Genomic DNA, 22,462 nt, shown 5'->3' on the forward strand with positions numbered 1-22,462 from the left:
GTTCATAATTTTTCTCTCTATCTCATGTTGTGTTAAGAAGAGTAGGGTTCTAAACCAGTAGACCTACACTGGTAAAAACCGCACTCTCGAAGAATTTGGAGTCAAAATGGGCATACCTCTAGATGATTAAGAGAGTAGAAGAAAAGAAGAATAATTCACTCTATTACTCTCCCTTTTGTAAATCATATTCCTCTCGCAAAATCGAATATATTTTCGTATCTCGATATGCTCCCTTCATAAACATATCTTTTCGTAACGTTCCCTCATATTGCATTCCTAAACGTTTCATCACTCGTTCGGATTGTACATTACTAGCATGACATCTTGCTTCAATACGATTTAGCTGTAAGATTTCAAATCCATAACGGATACATGCCTTTGCTGCTTCTGTCGCAATGCCTTGTCCCCAATTGTTTGGCGATAATGCATAAGCCAGCTCTGCCTTATGATGATTCTTGTCATACTCGATAAAACCACACGTCCCAATCATCTTTTTTTCCTTTTTCAGTTCTATTCCGTAAGCCGCCATTTCTCCTTTTTCGTATTGATCTAAGATTGACTGAACAAACATTTTTGAATCTTGTAGTGTCTCATGGGGATACCATACTGTATATGTTGCAATTTCTGAATTTGAAGCATATTCAAATACATCATCAGCATCTTCTATTGTTAACGGCCGTAAACATAATCGTTCTGTAATGAGTGTTGGATATTTTTCGGCAATCTTTTCATATTCCATTCATGTCATTTCCTTTCTACATTTCTACTTGAAATGCTGTGTAATTACTCCTTTACCATCCTCCACTTCAACCTCTGCAAGTGCCCCATTTATAAATGTAATTTGCGGAGGCGTATGACCACAGTCTACATCATAAATAATTGGAATTTGTAACTCATTAGCTAATTCTACATATACATCTTCAGCGGTATATTCATTCACTGGATGATTTGCAGCACTGCGGCCAAATAAAATACCTGAACAATTTTCAAACCAACCAGCCAGTTTCATTTGAACCAATGAACGTCGTAAATCAGTAGTCGTTAACTCACAATTTTCAAAATACCAAATGAACGGATCGTTATTACAATGTTTCTTCCTAAACTCTTGCACGTTACCAAATGGCGTGCCAATGAGGTGTCTAATCACATCAATACATCCGCCAAGCAATCGACCTGTAATATTCACATTCCCATTCGAAATTGTTTTCCAATTTGTATCTTCTGTTAAGTGAAACACACATGGCGATGGATTATTATGTTGCCATTTCGCTTGATATTTCTCTGAAGAATACTGAGTGATTGAATCCCCTACTTCCGTTGATAATACACTTTGCCACATTGCTGTTGTATGATCGGAATATTCGCCTCTTACATCTACGAAATTTGTTCCGTGAGCAGTCGCTATTCCTGTTTTTAACGTAATCGCTAATAATAAAACACTCATATCCGAGTATCCCAATACCCATTTCTTATTTATCTTTTCAAAATCAATATCTTCTAGTATTTCAATTAATAGCTGACCACCCCAAGGAGGAATGATGATATCAATGTTCTCATCTTGCATCATTTCCATAAATTCATTTGCTCTTTTGTTCGCACTAGCAGACCTAACTTTCTCTTGCGTCCAAACTGTTTCTCCGCAGACGACTGTATAACCTTTTCTTTCCATACTTTCACAAGATTGTTTGAACATATTATGTAAGGCAGCATTTACACCAGAAGAAGGTGCCGTTACCCCAATTGTTGCTCCTTTTTGCAAAAACGGATATTGTATCATATGTATTTCCCCATTCTTTTCTATATATTTAGATTTATATTCGTTAAACTACTATTGAAACCCTTCATTTCAAGCAATCAAAACTGCTTATACAAAGGCGATTTGGACAAAGATGCTATAATATTTTATCCCCTTCATAATATATGAAGGGGATTTCTATTTCCTTCTTTTAATTCAAGGGTAAACGATAAATATTGCCAGCAACTTCATTATAAAACGAATATATATCACTAATCCCTAACGTATCTGCAAGATCAATTCCAATAAAATCGAGATGATCCCAATTATATTTTGTCGCCGTATAATTCCAGACACCTTTTTGAGCATTTCCTGCATACAGCTGATTTCGCTGCCCTATCGGATATTGTGACGAAACAACACTAACAAGGCCATCATTTGGCCACCAATTTCCATTAATAAACGGCTCTGCATATCCTCGTGTAAACTTGCCAATATGTAAGCCCGACAAATACATAAGTGGATTCATCGTCAACAAAGGTACAGAATGCCCTGTCAGTAGTGATCGATACGTCGCATCTCCTGTATAAGAAAAGTAATATACATCATCGTATGTTTTTACCCATTGATTAAGCTCTTTAGAGCCCGCTGTCGTTAAATCGTAAGCACTGACATCTTTACTTTTCCAAACGGAACTATTAAGCATTCGATCTGCATATTGTAAAAAGCTCTCTCCTTGTTTTCGCTTTAATCCCCATTGTTCCAATTTAAAGTCATAGCCAAATGTTTCTGGATTACTGCCTGATAAACTAGCAATCTTTAATACAAATTCTTTTATAAACGAAGACATCGTTTCTTCATCAGCAAACGTAGAACCGTTATGCGGCGTACCGATACTTGTTACACTACGTACCCAATCTTTATTCCCTTCAAATAAAGGCGATATTCCTGCCTCAGGATGCTGTTTATAATACTCTCGTTCTTCTAAACTTCCCTCTTTTAATAGTTGTAATAATACTCTTGCTGTCTGACCACCCATGCTATGTCCAACGAAATGAACTTTATGTTGATTATCCCATTGGCTATATGCCCCCGAATATGTTTTTCCATAACGGGCATGTCCATGCGCTCTCGCATGAGCTTCTCCGTAATCAACTGTTCCACCTTTTAAATAAGAATATAGCTCTGTTGCACGATCCCAGTTGCTTGAGAGTGGTCCAATAGAAGCTGTATATGTTTTATACCCTTGTCGATTCAAATTTGTCTCGATGTCTTTGAAACCACCCCAATACTTAAAGCCAAATAATTCATCACGGCCCCAACCACCTAAACCATGAATAAGAATAATCGGTTCTTTTTGATTTTGTTCCTCTGCTTTTAATTCAAGCGGCGACCAAAGTAAACCAATAATAAGTAACATAGAAAGCATTGCATTTACATATCTCCTCATAAAAAACCTCCTTTGTTTTAATTAAATTTTACTGAATTTTCTGTTATTTTTAAAGGCATGAAAATTTTTCTCAACAATTGCTGTCATATGTGTTAACAAAAAGAGGGTTTTTATATTGTTCTTTGACTAAATATCTCATTCCATTTACAATAAACTTCATAAAATGGATTTTATTTCATTTTCTAATTTATATGTACGTGACTTTTTATCCCTCATTAACAGGCAGTAAGACCCCCCTTAAGATTTAGGGAGAAGCGTTGTCCAGCTCTAGCGGCTAGAATCTCCGGTCGTTTCGCCCCCTCCGACGAGGCAAAAAGCGCTTCTTTGTCAGGGGCGCGGGCGTCCTGCGCTTCTGGGCGAGCCGCTTCCGCTTTTCTAAAGAAGATAGGTGAGGGACAACTGCTCGTAAAGCCCGATTAGTTCAATTAACCATCAGTGGAGGATGGCGAACCCCCTACTGATGGAAGTTTCACTTTATATGATTTAGAAAGGTAGTGTATTTAAATGAAACCAGATAAAGTTCCCCGTTAAGCCCGTGGTCCTCCTTGATCATCTATATATTATCTCACTCAATATTTTTATAAAAAAGGAGAAATGTATATGATGGGTCCAGGAAAGGTTACAAGAGAAGAAAGAATAAAAATCGCTTATACGATAGCAAATCAAATATTAGAAAAATATGGTTCAGAGGTTAAAGCTATTGGTATATACGGTTCTTTAGCCAGAAAAGCAGATGGTCCATTTTCAGATATCGAAATGAAATGTATTTTAAATTCTTTAGAAGATAGCTATAGCTATGAATGGACAGCAGGTGATTGGAAGGCAGAAGTAAACTTTGATAGTGAAGAAGATATTGTAGAAGAAGCCACTACAATAGAAGAAGATTGGCCACTTACTCATGGACAATTCTTCACGATACTACCAATATATGATCCTGAAGAATTTTTCAAAGAGTTAAGACAAAAAGCACGTTCTGTAGATCACACAATTTTTTAAAAAGCGATTTGTAAAACACTAGTTGAAGAAATGTACGAATACATTGGGAAATTAAGAAATATAAAAATTCAAGGACCTGAAACGTTCTTACCTACTTTAGCTATAAAAATAGCAACTGCAGGTGCGATGATTTTAGGATTACACAACAAACGATATTTTACGACATCAGCTCAAGTATTACCTGAGGCTAGAGCTTTTACAGATAAGCCAGAAGGATTTGATGCACTTTGTGAAATGGTGATGTCAGGATATCTTTCCGAACCTAAACAAATTATGAATGTCTGTGAAAACTTTTGGAAGGGTTTATTAAGTTGGTCAGCTAAAAATGGTTATGTGATAAAATGTTCAAATGATATACCTTTTATTTGATAATTCATTAATTTTCCAACAAAAGCACTCTATATAAACACAAATTAAAAAATCGACCTAAAAACACTCTTTCTTTTTAGGTGAGCGAGAGCATCTGGCTATGCATAGAAACGATCAAGGCCTTTTTCTACCACATGCAAGGTTTAAAACAAAAGGAGAAAGCAAGTAGCGGTCATCCTGTATTCTGCATAGCAGCGACTTATAAAGAAAAGCGGAAGCGGCTCGCTCAGAACAAGAGGGGGATGGAGCTTCTGACATAGAGGCGCTTTTTACCTCGGCGGAAGACGCGAAACCACCGACTGTTTAGGCCCGTTGGCTAAGGTTCTTTCACACAGAAGGTGTTTTTTCCTTCTCGTGTGGAAGGTTCTTAGACATGAGGGCTTAGGAGGCAGAGCTAGACAAAGATGTCGAAAAATGAAAATGGATATATAGTCAATAAACAAAACCTAAGTGATAAACGCTCCTCGTGAATCAAATGGAGCGAGGAGTGTTTATCACTTGTCTTTAATATTACAAAGTACTGCTCTCCTATTTGTACTATTTGATTGGTTTTTCTAGCACATATAAGTCTTCTTCTAAATTTGCAAGTTTATCTGCGACAAGTTTTCTAGCATCGCCTATTGCTTGATTATATATATGTGGTCCTAGTTCTTTTATCATTTCTTCAATTAAGCGCTCCGCTTGAAAACGGCCGATCTCCCCTAGCTCTTCTTCTTTAAAAAATTCTTGAATATGTTCTACAAGTGTTTCTTTTTTCTCATTTGGTAATTTCATAAAAGTCATATTATACAGCTCCTTTTTCGTTATTTGATAGAATATGGCGTAGTTTTCCCATTGAAAAACGCGTTCCTGGACACGTTTTTGTTACCCCATCTAATTCACGATGACCGAGAACTTGCTCACTATCTAAAGAAAATTGATACATGAACTGTTTACATAGCCAATGCAAAGAAATCATTTGTACTGTTATTGGATCATATACATCAAAATTACCAGATATACAAATCCCAATACTACTCGTATTATAACCTTTCGCATGAGCTCCTATATGCAGTCCTCTTCCTTCGTAAATGGTGCCATCTTCCTCAATAAAATAATTATATCCTATCCCGCTCCATCCTCGATTATTTTGATGAAATTCATGTGTCTTATATACGTCCCAGCCATCTTCCGCTGTGTGATGAATAATAATATGTGTAACAGCTTGTAATGGCTGCAACGGATCACGAAAAGATAAATGCGCTTTCTGAATGTGCATAGTCTCACCCTTTATAAATGAATGATAATTGCGGTTTTATCATCTGGATGGATAAGCTGTTTCGCTTCTAATTCTTCTATTATTTTTAAGTATTTCTTAATACCATGTTCCCACACAAATTGTGCACTTATTTCTAGCGGCCACTCGAGATGAAACAAACCATCTGAACAAATAAATAGATTTGCAATTTCTTGTCGTAACAGTTCTCCTTGCTGAATAAGAGAAATTGCTTCATTCATCCCATTTGCAACAGAATATCCGTTTAGAGTATTTGCCATGTAACGATTGTATCGTAATTGCTCTTTTTTATCAGTAAATATTGCTTCATTTGGAACAGAAAGCCCCTTTTTACGATCTTCCTCGCGTTGTTGCTTTGCCCGTTTACTAATGCCTTTCACTGTATCTTCCGTAAGCACTTTAACTGACCCGTCAACAAATTTAGCAACAATCATACAATCTCCAAGCTGCGCATATTCTATTGTTTTATCTGTGATATGAATAGCAGCAATGCAAGTACACCAAAGTTGATCCTTTTTTGCCATATCAATATGATATAATTGCATTTTTTCTTGCAGTAACTGATTTGCTATAGCAACTTCAGTTTGTAATGAATATACATTCGAAATCGATTCAAAGTGTTGTCGAAACAAATGAGAGGCTAAGTATGCTCCGTTATGCCCATTCTCATCTTGAAACTCAATAAGCGGCGTTGCCCCATCGCAAACACCATATAATTTTAAAGCTTCATTACAAATTAGTGCATCTTCGCATTCTTGTTTTAATGGACTTGTTTGTTGAAAAAGCTGGACCTTCATATCCCTCTCCCCCTAGAATAAATCGCTTCCAATTTTCGAACTAATCTAATTTCCCGAAATAAACTGTTTTCCCTCAAATCTTACAATCTCATATATAATTTTGAATTATTGTCAGTTTGTATATATAGCATCTTTAGTGAAGGACGGGAAAGGTATGTATCGATTACTTGGAGTGATTTTAGGATCTTTAGTTGTGGCACTATCTTTTAATCTTTTCCTTATTCCCCACAAGATTTTAAGCAGTGGGATTAGTGGAATCGCAATGATCATTGGAATCTTAACTCCCTTTAATACCGGATTAGTAAACTTTTTACTAAACTTACCTATTCTTATTTTAGGGTATATTGGACTTGGAAAACGATTTATTGGTTATACAATCATATCCGTTATTACACTTTCAGCGGCATTATATGTGATTCCTGTACATGCAGTGGCAACAGATGCACTACTTTCTTCTTTATTTGGTGGTGTAATTGCCGGGGCAGGTATTGGCCTTGTTTTCAACTGCTACGGTTCAACAGGTGGTTTTGATGTTATTGGTATGTTACTTTCACGTAAAAAAGATATTCAACTTGGCGGATTCTTAATCGCACTTAATGCTATTGTAATCGTTATTTCTGGATTTTTCTTCGATTGGGATACTGCCTTAAACAGCTTATTATCTATTTTCGTTACAGGGAAAGTAATTGATGCAATCCACACAAAACATCGAAAAGTAACTCTAATGATTGTAACAAGTCAAGCAGAAGAAATGAAAGAAAAGCTCCTTTCAAGTCTTGTACGGGGCATTACATTACTCGATGGAGAAGGCGCATACTCAAATGAGAAGAAACGTGTACTAATGACTGTTATTTCTAGGGAAGAACTAGCAGGAATGAAAACTATGATTTCTGAAATTGATCCGCAAGCATTCGTGAATATTACAGAAACTGTGGAAGTATTGGGATTATTTAGAAGAGGATAAAAAAACGAGGTGGCACTGTATCCACCTCGTTTTTTTATCTATTTTTCCGTTCCATAAATTCAATTCGATTCCCAAATGGATCTAATACATAAAACCTTGTAACATCAGGACGTGCTGTATCGACTATAACAGCGACTCCTTTTTGTGTTAATTTTTCTTGAAAATATTCAATATGTTGAACATAAAACGCCGGATGAGCTTTTTTTGCAGGAGAAAATTTCTGCTCTACTCCAATGTGTAATTCTTGACTCCCACAGAGAAACCAACAACCTCCCCGCTTCCTTAGTTCTGCAGGCTTTGGAATTTCTTCTAATCCGAGTATATTTCCATAAAACGCACGCGCTTTTTCTTCACACCCCTCTGGTGCTGCTAATTGTACATGATCAATCCCTTGAATCTTAAACGTCATAACAATCTCCTCCCCTTTACTATCCTTATTATACCAAAGATTGTTTTAACAATAACTTTCATACTTATTATGAAGATGTATAAGCAAAACGAAAGAACCTCTCATTTTTTCAATCGCGAAATAAAACTTACAATTCAAAAATATTAAATGAGAAATTGACTATTTATCCTTATCACGTCTATACTCTTAAAGGATATAACATTAGCAGCGTTATATCTCTAAAATAAAATATAAACACAAGTTATATAAATACAAATTAAAAAATTGACATAAAATCCTCTTTCTTTTTAGGCGGGCGAGAGCATCTGGCCATGTCTAGAAGCGGTCATGTTGGATTTTGCATAGCACCGATTTATATGTCGAAAAATTAATATATATAAGTAGAGAGAACGAGGGAATCTGGCTGCGCATAGAAACGATCAGTATCCTTTCCTGCTACATGCAAAGCTTAAAACAAAAGGAGAAAGCACGTGCAGGTCATGTCTTGCTCTGCCTTGCAGCCACTTATATGCAGGAAAATTAAAATGAATTTATATAGTATAGTCATTTATTTAAAATTATTATATATATGCGGAGGAATCATTGATGCAAAGGAAAAGATTTACGTCTGTTAAAAAAAGCATATATCTAAAAAGACGCGCTACTATTACAAAAAATAGAATGAAAGAAACAAGAAACACAAAACAGAGTAAAGAAAATTTTATATTAACAAAACAACAATTAGATTCACTTCTTAAAGACACAATAGATGCTATTGTTGTTCTTGATTTAGAGCTTCGTGTGATGAAAGTAAACAAAGCTTTTGAAATTCTTTTCGGCTGGACTGAACAAGAAATACTTGGAGAAATCATACCTACTATTCCGGATTTCTCAAAAGATAAATACAACAAACTATATCAAGATCTAGCACATAATAAACTGTTTACGTCGAAAGAAACAATTAGACAACAAAAAAATGGGAATTTAATACACGTCACTAATTTTATCTCCCCTATTGTAAACACATATGGAGAAGTAGTAGCGTTTGTAAGTAGCTTAAGAGATATTACAGAAAAAAAGAAAATGGAACTTGCATTAAAAGAAAGTGAAAAACGCTTACGGACTCTTATAAATGCAATGCCAGCATTTATTCTTTTGAAAGATGAAGAAGGAAGATGGCTTGAGGCTAACGATTATGCAATTTCTAGTTTAAAATTTGAAAATGTACCGTATCGTGGTAAAAAAGATAGTGAGCTCATCCAATATAATGAATCCTATCGTAACTCTTTCTTATACTGTGAAAAATCCGATCAATATGCATGGCAGAAACAAGAGAGCATGTGTCGTGAAGAAATTATTATTCATGCTGACTCCACTCCTATCATTCTTAACATTATAAAAGTTCCTCTTTTTCATCCTGATGGATCGCGAAAAGGGATTGTCATTATGGGACAAGATATTACAAATTTAAAGAAAACCGAAGAATTATTAAAAAAATCCGAAAAGCTCGCAGTTGTTGGACAGCTAACTGCTGGTATTGCCCATGAAATACGAAACCCCTTAACCTCTTTAAAAGGTTTTTTAAAATTGCTAGAACCTGATATAAACGAAAACAACAAATGGTATGTTGATATTATGCTAAGCGAAATTGCTCAAATGGAATCTATTACAAATCAATTTATGGCAATGTCTAAACCACAAGCTATATCCATACAACCTTATCAAATTCAAACATTAATCGAGGAAGTGGTAACATTTATTTCACCAACAGCAATGATGCATAATACACATATTACCATGAATCACACGTCTTCTTTACCAGCAATTCAATGTGATGGAAATCAGCTCAAGCAAGTATTTATTAACATATTAAAAAACGCAATGGAAGCAATGCCTCACGGAGGGACTATTTCTATTCAAACAATTACTATAGAAAATCATTCTATAGTAATTAGCATTACAGATGAAGGTTGTGGAATTTCACAAGATCGCATTTCACGCTTAGGTGAACCTTTCTATAGTTTGAAGGAAAAAGGAACTGGATTAGGTTTAATGATGTGCTATAAAATCATTGAAGAGCATAATGGGAAATTACAAATTACAAGTGAAGTAAATAAAGGGACAACTGTAGATATTCGGTTACCTATATTCCGAAAAACGACATAAAAAAGAAAGGCAAACAGAAAATTCACTTTCCTGTTTGCTCTTCTTTTTTATAAACAACCCTCCACTAACTTTCTATAATTGGAATTTGCTCTAATAAGATGATACATATTTCATATTCTACTCATGGCTAACGCATTCTTACAAAAGCACAAACTCGGTTGTAGCTATGCATAACACATGAAACAAAACAATTCCATAACCAGCGAATAACGTACACCACAATACTAGTTATACTTCCAATTAATGCGCTTCCTATAATATCAGATGGATAATGCTGCCCGCTCCAAATGCGGGAGAATCCTGTTAAAAACGCTAATAACCACATAAACCATCCTAACAAACGATTATAAAACAAAATAGAAGTTGCCACGGCAAACGAGAGCATCGTATGTTTGCTTGGAAATGAAGAATTCATTCCTGATGGAATTGGAGGTAATATATGCACATTATGATTTACAAAAGGGCGAGGTCTAAAATAAAATTGTTTTATAAAAAAATGAATAAGTAACGTTATACATGCAGAAATTGTGGCCTGTATCGTAATTTTTTTATAAAAACCACTACGAAACCACATTAAGATTAATAAAAGAACATATACATAACGCGCTTTTCGAGAAATCATTATCATAATGGCATCTACAGATGGATAACGGCCAACCAATCGGTTAATAGCTCTAAATATTTTGTAGTCCATAAGAGTATCTCCTTCAATTTCACTTCAAATATAATTCTTATTATTTCCATATAAAAAAGAACTATGTGTTAGGCTCCAAAGAAAAAAATGGCGTAACTATATAAATTCATTTTAATTTTTCAACATATAAATCGCCGCTATGCAGAATACAACATGATCTGTATTTGTTTGCTCCCTTTGTTTTAAACCTCGCATGTGGCAGAAAAAGGCCCTGACCGCTCCTATGCACGGCCATATACTCTGGTCTCCTCCCTAAAAAGAAAGGTTTTTTTAACTTGTATATAGAACGAAAAAGAGCTAACTCGTTATTCCGTTAAAACGAAATTTCGAATTGGCTCTTTTTTCTCATATATTTACTTGCTTACGTACCGTTTCACGTGACAGTAAAAAACTCATAATGACCTGTGCTGCAACGCGGCTTGTCATATCACGGAAATCAAGAGTTGGGTCGATTTCCACAATATCCATACCTGTTACAAGTGGTTCTTGCCCAAGCACTGTCATTGCATCCAGTAATGTCGTGCTATCCATACCACCTGGGCCGATTGCTGGACAGCCCGGCGCAAATGCTTGATCTAATACGTCCATATCAACAGAAACATAAATAGATGTTACCCCTTGACGACGCAATAATTCAATACTTTCTGTAATGATATCTTTTATATGACGCTCTCTCACATGTTGCATCGTATATACCGTTACTCCATGCTCTTTTGCATATTCATGATACGTATGAGCATTAGAAAAGTTTCGAATTCCTATTTGTACTAATTGCTTTCCTGTAATGACATCATTCTCTAGTAAACTACGAAACGGTGTCCCGTTTGACGGCCCGCCATCTTCTAAGTTACGTAAATCATGATGAGCATCAAATTGAATAATCCCAACTTTTCCTTTACTGCTTGCAAACCCACTTATACTTGGAAAACTAATCGAGTGATCTCCGCCAAGAACAATCGGTACCATCTGTGGGTTTGATTTTGTAAGACTTTCTAGCGTTTTCGCAATGCGAACATGACTTTCTTTTATATCCGTAACGTGCATTGTAATATCACCGCAATCATATAGGACACTTTTTTTCATATCATGCTCTTCTGTAATTGCATACGTACTATACGCATCTAGCATTGCCCGAATTGTTTTTGGTGCAAAGCATGCACCTGAGTGACTAATTGATGGTTTTGAAAGCGGAGCACCAATTAATGCCCCGCCGAAGATTTCTTCACTCTCATCCCAGCTCTTAATGATATCGCTCCATTTCGTTACTTCACGATCCATAAACTTTGCATTTTTCTTTAAATAGTGGTCTTGCTCCACGCTTTTTCACCTCGTGTATATGCAATATTCCCTTGTTTCCATACTGTATTTACATGGCTAACACCGTAATGGTACGGTACATAGGCATAATTGTATGCATCCCACAATACGATATCTGCCTTACGCCCAATACGGATTTTCCCAGCAACATCACCGCGATTAATCGCATACGCTGAGTTTACTGTTACAGCGTTCCACACTTCTTCTGGTGACATTTTTAGTTTTAGCATTGCAATGCTCATAATCAGTTGAATATTTTCGGTCGGGCAGCTACCAGGATTAAAATCAGTCGCTAAAGCTACTGCTACACCATCATCAATCATTTTACGCCCTCTAGCAAAACTTTCTTTATTTAAATAGAACGTTGTCCCTGGAAGTAATACAGCAACTGTATTCGAATTAGCTAACATTTCAATCCCTTTATCAGATGCCCCGACTAAATGATCAGCTGATGCTGCACCAATTTCAGCAGCCGCTTCTGCACCGCCAAGCGGATCAATTTCGTCTGCATGAATCTTTACATCAAAACCAAGTTCTTTCGCTTTACGTAAAAATTCTTTTGATTCTTCAACAGAGAACACTCCTGTTTCACAGAAAATATCAACAAACTCTGCCAATTGTTTTTCCTTAATTTCTGGTAATAAATCGAGCATCCACTGTAAAAATTCTTTCGATCTTCCCTTATACTCTTTTGGCACTGCATGAGCTCCTAAAAATGTTGACACAACATCAATTGGATGCTCCTTCTGAACCTCTGCTGCTGCCTCTAATTGTTTCCACTCTGTTACATCATCCAATCCATAACCACTCTTCGCTTCCATTGTTGTTACACCAAAAGATAACATGCGATCTAAGTGGAATTTTGCCTTTTCAACAAGTTCTTCTTTCGTCGCTTGTTTTGTAGCATTTACAGTAGAAAGAATGCCACCGCCTTGTTCTAAAATTTCTAAATACGGAACACCTTGTAATTTCAGAGCAATTTCATTTTCGCGAGAACCGCCAAATACAAGATGTGTATGCGGATCAACAAGACCCGGTGAAACCATTTTCCCTTCGCAATCTACAACTTCTTTCGCACTTAATTCCTTCGCGTCTTCCATTGTTCCTACGAATGTGATCACACCATTTTCAATACCTACCGCACCGTTTTCAATGATAGGAAGCGTATTCATCGCTTCCCGCCGCAGTAATCCATCTTCTTGATCCATTGTTAATAATTGACCGATATTTGTTAGTAAAATGTCTAACATAGTTTCTCCTCCTTACTTCATCATCGGAATGTTAACGCCTTTTTCTTTTGCTGTTTGCACCGCAAGATCATATCCAGCATCAACGTGTCGAACAACACCCATTCCAGGATCAGAAGTTAAAACGCGCTCAATTCGTTTTGCCGCTGCTTCTGTTCCATCTGCAACAATAACCATTCCCGCATGAAGAGAATATCCCATACCAACACCGCCGCCGTGGTGAACAGACACCCAGCTTGCGCCGTTTACACTGTTAATTAACGCATTTAAAATTGGCCAGTCAGCTACTGCATCACTGCCATCTTTCATTGCTTCTGTTTCACGGTTTGGTGAAGCAACAGATCCGCAATCTAAATGATCGCGACCGATAACGATTGGTGCAGATAATTCACCATTTGCTACCATTTCATTAATAATACGGCCAAACTTCGCACGCTCTCCGTATCCTAACCAACAAATACGTGATGGAAGCCCTTGGAATTCAACTTGGTCACGTGCCATACGAATCCAATTACATAAATGCTCATTATCAGCAAATTCACGTAAAATAACTTCATCTGTTTTATAAATATCTTCTGGATCACCAGAAAGTGCTACCCAGCGGAATGGTCCTTTTCCTTCACAGAATAGTGGACGAATAAATGCTGGAACGAATCCTGGGAAATCGAACGCATTTTTTAAGCCTTCATCGTATGCAACTTGGCGAATATTATTTCCATAATCAAATGCAATTGCACCGTTCTTTTGCATATCAAGTATTGCTTCTACATGCTTTTTCATACTTTCTTTTGATAATTGAACATAACGATCTGGATCCTCTTGACGAAGTACTGCTGCTTCTTCTAATGAATATCCAACTGGAACATAACCATTTAACGGATCATGTGCAGATGTTTGGTCTGTTACTAAGTCTGGTGTAATGCCGCGTTTTACAAGATGCGGTAAAATTTCAGCTGCATTCCCTAATAATCCAATCGAGATTGGCTCTTTCTTTTCTTTATACTCCTTTGCAACCGTTAATGCTTCTTCAAGAGATTCTGTATACATATCACAATACCTTTTTTCAATGCGGCGATCGATGCTGCGCTTATCAACGTCGATTGCAATAACAACCCCACCGTTCATTGTAACAGCAAGCGGCTGTGCTCCGCCCATTCCACCAAGACCAGCAGTAATTGTTAATGTTCCTTTTAATGAACCGCCAAAATGCTGACGTGCTGCCTCACCAAATGTTTCGTAAGTTCCTTGTAGAATTCCTTGCGTACCAATATAAATCCAGCTACCAGCTGTCATTTGTCCGTACATCATTAAACCTTTTTGCTCAAGCTCACGGAAATGCTCCCAATTTGCCCATTTTGGCACTAAGTTTGAGTTTGCTAGAAGAACGCGCGGTGCATCTTCATGAGATTTGAAAATTGCCACTGGTTTCCCAGATTGAACTAATAACGTTTCATCGCTTTCTAAATTTTTAAGAGATTCTACAATTGCATGATAGCTATCCCAATTACGAGCAGCACGGCCGATACCACCATATACAACAAGCTCTTCTGGCTTTTCTGCTACTTCAGGATCAAGGTTATTCATAAGCATACGAAGTGCCGCTTCTTGTACCCAACCTTTTGCATGTAATTCAGTACCTCTTGGTGCACGAATTGTTTGTTTTACGTTTTCCATTGTAATCTCTCCCCTATTATAGTGTTGTATTTACATTTAAACGGTCCATTGTCCAATTTGTTGTTTTTAACCAATGAGCCGTGCTTTCAATATCTGTTGAAAAAATACGATCGTTTGTAATAGATGGTACAATTTGGCGAACTTGATGATAAAACGCTCTCGTTGACGTACTCATTTGTTCAACACCGCGATACTCAGCTGCTTGCATCGCACAAATCGTTTCAATCGCTAATACTCGGCGTACATTTTGAATAATTTGATGTGCATGACGCGACGCAATTGTTCCCATACTTACGTGATCTTCTTGATTTGCTGATGATGGAATAGAATCTACGCTCGCTGGATGAGCTAATGTTTTATTTTCCGAAACAAGTGATGCTGCTGCATATTGCATAATCATCGCACCAGATTGAAGACCTGGTTCTGGACTTAAAAATGGTGGTAAATCGTTTAACTGTGGATTGACAAGTCTTTCAATGCGACGTTCAGAAATATTCGCAAGCTCTGCCATTCCTACTTTTAGGAAGTCCATCGCAAATGCAATTGGCTGTCCGTGGAAATTACCTCCAGAAATTACTTTTTGACCGCCCTCAAAAATAAGCGGATTGTCTGTTGCAGCATTCATTTCAATTTCTAATTTTTCTTTCACATAATTCAACACTTGCCAAGATGCTCCGTGCACTTGCGGGATGCAGCGAAGTGAATACGCATCTTGTACACGAAGTTCTCCCTGCTTTGTAACAAGTTTGCTATCATGAAGCACATTACGAATACGATTGGCAACTTCTACTTGCTCTTTATATCCACGCGCAAGATGAACATCTTCATCAAATGCATCAATAATGCCTTGTAACCCTTCAATTGTCATGGAAGCAATTAATTCTGCTTGATAAGCAATTGCCTCTGCTTCTAAATAGGCAACAATACCTTGTGCAGTCATTGCTTGTGTTCCGTTAATAAGCGCCAAACCTTCTTTTGCTTCTAATGTAATTGGTTCTAATCCTTCTTTTGTTAGAGCAATCATCGTATGGACACGCTCACCTTTATAAAACACTTCTCCTTCTCCTAATAAAGCAAGCGCAAGATGCGAAAGCGGTGCTAAATCTCCGCTCGCTCCAAGTGAACCTTGCTGCGGAACAACGGGATGAATTTGACGATTTACTAGTTCAAGAAGCATATTTACAACAAGTGGTCTAACACCAGAAACTCCCTTCAGCATTGTGTTCGCACGCAACACAAGCATAGCGCGTGACACTTCTTCAGAGAAAGGTTCACCAACACCACATGCATGAGATAGAATTAAGTTATGTTGAAGTGCTTTTACATCTTCTTTTTGAATAAGGACATCGCTAAATTTTCCAAAACCTGTTGTAATGCCATAAACGACTTTACCTTCTTCAACAATTTGTTCTACTGCTTGCCTGCATTCTGTAACTTTTTGCATACTATTTGGACAAGCAGTTACCTGCTCTCCTTCAAACAGTATTCGTTTCATTTCTTGTAGTGTTAATGAATGTCCAGTTAATGTAATCATGATTTTCCTCCTTTAAACAGCACAAGGGGACCTTACCTTTTTAAGACAGACTAATGTCCTAAAAAGTTGTAAGGCCCCCTTTTAACTAATTAACTATGGGCAGTTTTTTATATGTGATTAATACCTAATCCAATCGCCTCATGCTCTGATCCCTTCACAGGCGCACCTATCGTACCATATAGTGCAACAGCAATCCATTCGCCTTCTTTCTCACCGTCGTATGGCGTGCCGCGCACAATCGCAAATCGAAGCCCTACTGTACGAAGAACGTCTGCTAACTGAATTTGTCCTCTCGTTACTCCGTACAACGCTTCCATAATTGCATGATAAAGCGCATGTGTTTCTCTGTAAACGTCTGTTTCAATAACATGGTTACTACGTGCAGCTGTTTCCATTGCAGCAACAACTTTTTGCGAATTCATTGAACCGACTTTGCCCGTACAATATTTCCAGCCCTTAGGAAGAGATAAAACCGGACTCTCGTGTTCCTCCGCAAGTGCAAGCAGCATCGCCATGCGACCAATTCGTTGTGTTCCATGAAGAAGCATGTGACTCTCTCTTTTCTTTTGAATTGTTTAAATATTTCTTAATTTAAGAATATATGAAAACGCTTAAATCGTCAATGGTTAATTATAATGTTTTATATAAATCAAAATTAAAAAACGACATAAAAACCTCTTTCTTTTTAGGGGGGGACGAGAGCATCTGGCCGTGCATAGAAGCGGTCAGGGCCCTTTCCTGCCACATGCAATGTTTTAAAACAAAGGGAGCAAACGAGTACAGGTCGTTTTGCAGTCTGCATAACAGCAACTTATATGTCGGAAAATTAAAATTGATTTATATATAAATCAAAATTTAAAAAATAATATAAAACCATTCTTTTTCGGTGGGCGAGAGCATCTGGCCATGCATAGAAGCGGTCAGGGCCTTTTTCTGCTACGGGCGAAGTTCAAACAAAGGGAGAACCCTTCCCCTCCTTTCATATGAGTCGAATGCACTCAACCTTCTAAAGATTTATTAACAGCTTCAACAGCATGGATGAAAGTCGTATCAAATAATGGAACGCTAGAATCCTCTTGTTTAACTAATAACCCGATTTCTGTGCAGCCTAATATAATTCCTTCAGCTCCGTTATAAACTAAACGCTCAATTACTTTTTTGTAGTAATCTCTTGATTTTTGAGACACTTTTCCTAAACATAATTCCTCATAAATCACTTTATTTACAATTTCTCTATCATTTTCATTTGGAACAATCACGTTTATACCATTTGATTCTAATCTGGATTTATAAAATTCCTGCTCCATCGTATATTTTGTTCCAAGTAAACCTACCGTGCTAATTCCTTCCTTTTTTACTTGATTAGCTGTAGCATCGGCAATATGTAAAATAGGGATATTGATTTTTTCTTTTATGTCATCTACAACCTTGTGCATCGTATTTGTGCATATGACAATAAAATCAGCTCCACCTTTTTCTAATGAAAATGCAGCTTCACCCAATACTTCACCAGCTTGTTTCCAGTTACCCTTTGATTGATAACGTTCAATTTCTTCAAAGTCAACGCTATATAAAAGGCATTTCGCTGAATGCAATCCTCCTAATTTTCTTTTTACTTCTTCGTTAATAACCCGATAATACTCTACAGTTGATTCCCAACTCATCCCACCAATAAGGCCGATATTTTTCATAATTTTCCTCCTTGTCAAAAATCTCCCTTGTTAATTATATATAATTTTCGAAATTATAAGCAATATACTTATCACCTTGTTTCCTTTTTCTATCTGTCTTATAATAAAAAACAGAGATTAAATTGAACGTATTTTTCCACTATGTAAGCTTGGAAGTCCAAGCTTACATTATTTTTTGCTTTTCCTTTTCTTTTAAAAGGAGTATACTGAAAAGGAACATATGTTCTTTTTACTACATACAGTAAGGAGTTTGAACAATGGTATACGACACAAAAGTACAATCATGGAACTACACATTAAAACAATTACAAAAGCATTATACTGGAGCAGCAGTTGAAAATCGCAAGCAGTTTGAAGACATGGAACTAATGACTTTCTTTCAAGACAACGAATATATTGCCCTTCCTACACATATTAGCGGCTTATCAGCAGCACGCTTTACTTCTTACTCTATTTTCACTAACGATGACAAAGATCGCAAAGTTGGCACGCTTATCATTGAATATTTAGAAGATGATAATGACATATTATGTGTTGAACAATTATATTTCGTTTAACTCACCACGCTTGGTCACAATGACCAAGCGTTCTTGATTTCTATCAATCTCACTGCTTATAATACTAGTAAAGGAAAACTGCTATCATAAAGGAGGGTTCTATTTGCTCGAAGGGTGGTTCAGTTGGTTTATTGTCATATGGACGGTTATTTTACTAGGACTTATGTCCATTGGTGGATATTTTATGTTCCGAAAATTCTTAAAACGATTACCAAAAGAAGATGGCATGTCTATTTTAGATTGGGAAGATCATTACATTAATCAAACACGGCACTTATGGGATGAAGAGCAAAAACAATTATTAGAGGAACTTGTAAGTCCAGTTCCTGAACTTTTCCGCGATGTTGCAAAATCTAAAATTGCCGGTAAAATCGGAGAGTTAGCTTTAGAAGAGAAAGCATCAAAAATAACTGAAGATTTAATTATTAAAGGATATATTATAGCAACTCCAAAGCGAGATCATAAATTTTTAATTAAAAAATTAAAGGAAAAGCAAATTGATTACAAACGTTATCAATCGTTATTAGCAAAATAAAAAACCTCAAAAATTTTGAGGTTTTTTATGTTAACTTCATATCTTTTTCATTATAAAAATCTTCTTGTTTTTTCATTTCCTTTTGCAATTTCGTAAAGGAACGATACATTGCAATACGCCAAGATATAATCATGGCAAACGCAAGTAGAAAGAACATGCCACTCAGTTGTCCTATATCAAGTGACTGACTTAAATATGATTTAAATACAATACGAACAACAAGTAAACCGATTAAAATAAAGACAAACGCTTTAGAGCGTTTTAAATAAATCTCTTGTCCACGTATTTCAAATTTTGACGTTTTAATAAGAAAAATTGAGAAAATTAATCCTACAGCAACTGCTTCTAATATTTCTGATGTTGTTAAGCGAAATTCAGGAAACAGATACATACAAGCTCCTGTACTCATAAAGATTGGTGGAAGCACAATTTTTTTCAAAGTTGCTGGTTTTTTTGCTGCCTTCAAACGAATAAACATGACTCCAACAGCCATACAAACTGCAAGAATACTTGATAAGAGAGCTAAATTCATTCGCACTCACCCTTTGTTTTGGAAATATCAAAAATATAGTATCATTATATGTATTTTTGATAGTATTTCCAACTTTTCAACAAAAAAAACTAAAACCCTTTAAATCCACCAAATAAATCTGAAAAGAATATTGTAATTTTTGTAAGACCATTAAAATACAGTAATACACCCATTGCAATCATAATATAACCACCAATTGTAACGAACGATGCACTATGTTTTTTAATCCACGTCATCTTTGTGATAAAGAATGATAAAATAAAGAATGGAATTGCAAAACCGAGTATGTAGGTAATCATATATAACATCGCCGATTGTGGTTTTGTTGCAGCAAGCGCAATAACCGATACTAAAATTGGACCTGTACAAGGCGTCCACCCGGCAGCAAATGCAATTCCAATTAAAGTAGAGCCAAAATAACCACTCGGTCTACTTTTAAATGTAATTTTCCGATCTTGCATTAAAAATGTTGGTTTTAACACCCCTGTTATAACGAGACCGAAAGCAACGATAAAAATTGCTCCTAATTGACGAATTAAATTTTGATAATCTACAAAAAACTTCCCTAGAAAGCTTGTTCCAAAACCGATTGCAATGAAAATAATCGAGAATCCAATTAAGAAAAATGCAGTATGCAACATACTCCGTTTACGAAGCATTGCATTCTCTTCCTTCAAATCAGAAATAGACATCCCTGTTATGTATGATAAAAATGCTGGATAGAGCGGTAAACAACATGGAGAAATAAACGATAAAAAACCTGCTCCAAATGCTAAAAAGATATTAATGTCTTGCATATTATGCCTCCTTTCTTCTCAATTTATTGTAGCAAAATTCACAGCAAATACCATGAAAAATTCGTGAACATACTATTATCACTATGAAAATATTAAATTCTTATTCTTCGTGTTTACATATAAGTCCTTTTTGATGTTCAAACATATAAACTGCTGTCATTCAGAACAAAACACTACAGCTACTGGCTTTCTCCCTTTGTTTTAGCTTTGCACGTGGCAAAAAAGGGCACTGACCGCTTCTATGCATGGCCAGATGCTCTCGCCCACCCTAAAAAAAGAGGTTTTTTTGTCGTTTCTTCAATTTGTATTTATATAGTTACTTTATTTATATTTCACTTCATTTACTATTGGAAAATATTTTTTTACAATGAAAGTTATATTCATATTCACCTTATATTCTTATGGAATTCGTTCTCTTTTTTCATCATTATGCATAAATATCATACTTTTATTATTATTCTATAAAATTTCACACTTTTCTTTCAGTTGACCCTCCATTTTTAATTTTGTATACTTCCATCTAGCTAAGTTTGTTCGTTTTTGAACAGGATTACCATATATATAAATCCAACTCGACTTTCTAATACACAAGTCGCGCCATACTGAACAAAAAGTAACCTAATACTTTCTTCTCTTTGTTTGAACATCGCATGTGGCAGAAAAAGGCACTGACCGCTTCTACACATAGCCAGATGCTCTCGACCATCTAAAAAGAAAAGGGGGTTATGTCAAGTTTTTAATTTGGATTTATATAGATAAGATCGGAGGGATATAGATGCTTCGTTATTCATTACTCGTTTTATTAGGAGCATGTAGTTACGGTATTTTAGCAATCTTTGTTAAATTTGCATACAGCGAAGGATTTACGCTTGGAGAAGTAATTGGAAGTCAATATTTGTTCGGATGGCTCATTTTACTTGCGATTACATTATTATTTTCGAGACATCGTGTACCATTTAAACAAATGATTATTTTATTTATTGCAGGAACATCAGCTAGTTTAACAGGTATTTTTTATTACGGCGCATTACAAACGGTACCTGCTTCAATCGGTATTGTTTTGCTATTTCAATTCGTTTGGATCGGAATTATCATTGAAGCAGTTGCAACGAAAACGTTACCTTCTAGAGAAAAATTGATTTCTGTACTTTTCTTACTTGTTGGAACGTTTCTTTCAAGTGGTTTACTTGAACAATCAGCAGGAGCAATTGACATGAAAGGAATTTTCTTTGGATTATTATCAGCGGTAGCATTTGCTTTTTATATTTTCGTGAGCGGAAGAGTAGCAGTAGAAGTTCCCTCATTGCCCCGTGGTGTAACGCTTATGGCCGGTGCGTTAACATTAGTAATGATTGTTTTCCCACCAACATTTATATATAACGGCACACTTGCAAATGGACTATGGAAATACGGATTAGCACTAGGCACTTTTAGTATTGTCATTCCAACTATTGCATTTACAATTGGAATTCCTAAGATCGGTTCTGGTTTAGCAACAATTTTAGGTGCTGCCGAACTTCCAGTTACAACAATCATGTCAGTGCTTCTTTTAAAAGAAGCCGTACTGACTTCACAATGGCTTGGAGTTGCTCTTATCCTTATCGGCATTACAATTCCTCAAATTGCCTATAAAATGCGCGGACGATACACAAGGCAGCATACACATAAAAAAGTGGCAGCATAAAAAACCGGACTTCTATAAGAAGCCTGGTTTTTTATTTATCCCGCTATTCGTGAGCAATA

The 22,462-nt window shown here is 36.3% G+C and carries 21 protein-coding genes and 1 pseudogene; 6 read left to right on the forward strand and 16 right to left on the reverse strand.

Annotation, left to right across the window (positions count from 1 at the left end; translation table 11 throughout):
• Nucleotides 1–163 precede the first annotated feature (163 nt).
• The 3 genes from BM350_RS00780 to BM350_RS00790 form a co-directional block, all read right to left on the reverse strand.
• Entirely contained in the window at nt 164–739 is a 576-nt protein-coding gene (locus BM350_RS00780) for a GNAT family N-acetyltransferase (protein ID WP_090913181.1), read from the reverse strand.
• A gap of 24 nt (nt 740–763) precedes the next feature.
• Entirely contained in the window at nt 764–1,777 is a 1,014-nt protein-coding gene (locus BM350_RS00785; RefSeq protein ID WP_090913179.1) for a S66 family peptidase, read from the reverse strand.
• Nucleotides 1,778–1,946: 169 nt separating this feature from the next.
• Complete coding sequence (locus tag BM350_RS00790; RefSeq protein ID WP_090913177.1) at nt 1,947–3,185, reverse strand: esterase/lipase family protein; 1,239 nt, start codon at nt 3,183–3,185, stop codon at nt 1,947–1,949.
• Between the two features lie 594 nt (nt 3,186–3,779).
• Between BM350_RS00790 and BM350_RS00795 the strand changes: the two are divergent.
• Nucleotides 3,780–4,550, forward strand: a pseudogene (locus BM350_RS00795) (ANT(4')-I family aminoglycoside nucleotidyltransferase).
• 537 nt (nt 4,551–5,087) lie between these two features.
• Here the strand turns inward: BM350_RS00795 and BM350_RS00805 are convergent.
• Genes BM350_RS00805 through BM350_RS00815 form a run of 3 tightly spaced genes read right to left on the reverse strand, consistent with a single transcriptional unit; the run spans nt 5,088 to nt 6,623 of the window.
• Complete coding sequence (locus tag BM350_RS00805) at nt 5,088–5,333, reverse strand: DUF2164 domain-containing protein (RefSeq protein ID WP_090913175.1); 246 nt, start codon at nt 5,331–5,333, stop codon at nt 5,088–5,090.
• A gap of 1 nt (nt 5,334) precedes the next feature.
• Nucleotides 5,335–5,808, reverse strand: a complete 474-nt coding sequence (locus tag BM350_RS00810; RefSeq protein WP_090913173.1) for a peptidoglycan recognition protein family protein — start codon at nt 5,806–5,808, stop codon at nt 5,335–5,337.
• A gap of 11 nt (nt 5,809–5,819) precedes the next feature.
• Nucleotides 5,820–6,623: a protein phosphatase 2C domain-containing protein gene (locus BM350_RS00815; RefSeq protein WP_090913169.1), complete on the reverse strand. Its 804-nt coding sequence runs from the start codon at nt 6,621–6,623 to the stop codon at nt 5,820–5,822.
• Nucleotides 6,624–6,777: 154 nt separating this feature from the next.
• Between BM350_RS00815 and BM350_RS00820 the strand changes: the two genes are divergently transcribed.
• Nucleotides 6,778–7,587: a YitT family protein gene (locus BM350_RS00820; protein WP_090913167.1), complete on the forward strand. Its 810-nt coding sequence runs from the start codon at nt 6,778–6,780 to the stop codon at nt 7,585–7,587.
• Nucleotides 7,588–7,621: 34 nt separating this feature from the next.
• On the opposite strand, the gene BM350_RS00825 is transcribed toward BM350_RS00820, so the two are convergent.
• On the reverse strand, nt 7,622–7,996 hold the full coding sequence (locus tag BM350_RS00825) for a VOC family protein (protein ID WP_090913165.1): 375 nt from the start codon (nt 7,994–7,996) through the stop codon (nt 7,622–7,624).
• 585 nt (nt 7,997–8,581) lie between these two features.
• Here BM350_RS00825 and BM350_RS00830 point away from each other — a divergent pair.
• Complete coding sequence (locus BM350_RS00830; protein WP_090913163.1) at nt 8,582–10,141, forward strand: PAS domain-containing sensor histidine kinase; 1,560 nt, start codon at nt 8,582–8,584, stop codon at nt 10,139–10,141.
• A gap of 127 nt (nt 10,142–10,268) precedes the next feature.
• On the opposite strand, the gene BM350_RS00835 is transcribed toward BM350_RS00830, so the two are convergent.
• From BM350_RS00835 to BM350_RS00865, 7 genes are all read right to left on the reverse strand, one after another.
• Nucleotides 10,269–10,835 (reverse strand): undecaprenyl-diphosphatase, encoded by a 567-nt coding sequence (locus BM350_RS00835; RefSeq protein ID WP_090913161.1) that lies wholly within the window; start codon nt 10,833–10,835, stop codon nt 10,269–10,271.
• 345 nt (nt 10,836–11,180) lie between these two features.
• Nucleotides 11,181–12,152 carry a formimidoylglutamase gene (hutG, locus tag BM350_RS00840; protein WP_090913159.1) on the reverse strand — a complete coding sequence of 324 codons (972 nt, stop codon included), beginning with the start codon at nt 12,150–12,152 and terminating at the stop codon, nt 11,181–11,183.
• Nucleotides 12,131–13,402, reverse strand: coding sequence for an imidazolonepropionase (gene hutI, locus BM350_RS00845; RefSeq protein WP_090913157.1), 1,272 nt, complete (start codon nt 13,400–13,402; stop codon nt 12,131–12,133). The genes hutG and hutI overlap by 22 nt, the downstream gene beginning before the upstream one ends.
• Before the next feature lie 12 nt (nt 13,403–13,414).
• Nucleotides 13,415–15,073: a urocanate hydratase gene (gene hutU / locus BM350_RS00850; protein ID WP_090913155.1), complete on the reverse strand. Its 1,659-nt coding sequence runs from the start codon at nt 15,071–15,073 to the stop codon at nt 13,415–13,417.
• Nucleotides 15,074–15,089: 16 nt separating this feature from the next.
• Nucleotides 15,090–16,607, reverse strand: coding sequence for a histidine ammonia-lyase (gene hutH / locus BM350_RS00855; RefSeq protein WP_090913153.1), 1,518 nt, complete (start codon nt 16,605–16,607; stop codon nt 15,090–15,092).
• 107 nt (nt 16,608–16,714) lie between these two features.
• Entirely contained in the window at nt 16,715–17,155 is a 441-nt protein-coding gene (hutP, locus tag BM350_RS00860; RefSeq protein ID WP_090913151.1) for a hut operon transcriptional regulator HutP, read from the reverse strand.
• A gap of 450 nt (nt 17,156–17,605) precedes the next feature.
• Nucleotides 17,606–18,298, reverse strand: a complete 693-nt coding sequence (locus BM350_RS00865) for an aspartate/glutamate racemase family protein (RefSeq protein ID WP_090913149.1) — start codon at nt 18,296–18,298, stop codon at nt 17,606–17,608.
• 257 nt (nt 18,299–18,555) lie between these two features.
• Between BM350_RS00865 and BM350_RS00870 the strand changes: the two genes are divergently transcribed.
• Together BM350_RS00870 and BM350_RS00875 are read left to right on the forward strand one after the other, a co-directional pair.
• Entirely contained in the window at nt 18,556–18,855 is a 300-nt protein-coding gene (locus BM350_RS00870; RefSeq protein ID WP_090913147.1) for a hypothetical protein, read from the forward strand.
• A 103-nt stretch (nt 18,856–18,958) separates the two neighbouring features.
• A complete protein-coding gene (locus BM350_RS00875; RefSeq protein WP_090913145.1) occupies nt 18,959–19,390 on the forward strand; it encodes a DUF2621 domain-containing protein in 432 nt (143 codons plus the stop codon).
• A gap of 25 nt (nt 19,391–19,415) precedes the next feature.
• Here BM350_RS00875 and BM350_RS00880 read toward each other — a convergent pair whose 3' ends face one another.
• Both BM350_RS00880 and BM350_RS00885 read right to left on the reverse strand, forming a co-directional pair.
• Nucleotides 19,416–19,922: a CcdC family protein gene (locus BM350_RS00880; RefSeq protein WP_090913143.1), complete on the reverse strand. Its 507-nt coding sequence runs from the start codon at nt 19,920–19,922 to the stop codon at nt 19,416–19,418.
• Nucleotides 19,923–20,011: 89 nt separating this feature from the next.
• A complete protein-coding gene (locus tag BM350_RS00885) occupies nt 20,012–20,719 on the reverse strand; it encodes a cytochrome c biogenesis CcdA family protein (protein ID WP_090913141.1) in 708 nt (235 codons plus the stop codon).
• 775 nt (nt 20,720–21,494) lie between these two features.
• Here BM350_RS00885 and BM350_RS00890 point away from each other — a divergent pair.
• Nucleotides 21,495–22,403 carry an EamA family transporter gene (locus BM350_RS00890; protein ID WP_090913139.1) on the forward strand — a complete coding sequence of 303 codons (909 nt, stop codon included), beginning with the start codon at nt 21,495–21,497 and terminating at the stop codon, nt 22,401–22,403.
• Nucleotides 22,404–22,462 lie beyond the last annotated feature (59 nt).

Source organism: Bacillus sp. 103mf, from assembly GCF_900116295.1.
GTDB lineage: Bacteria > Bacillota > Bacilli > Bacillales > Bacillaceae_G > Bacillus_A > Bacillus_A bruguierae.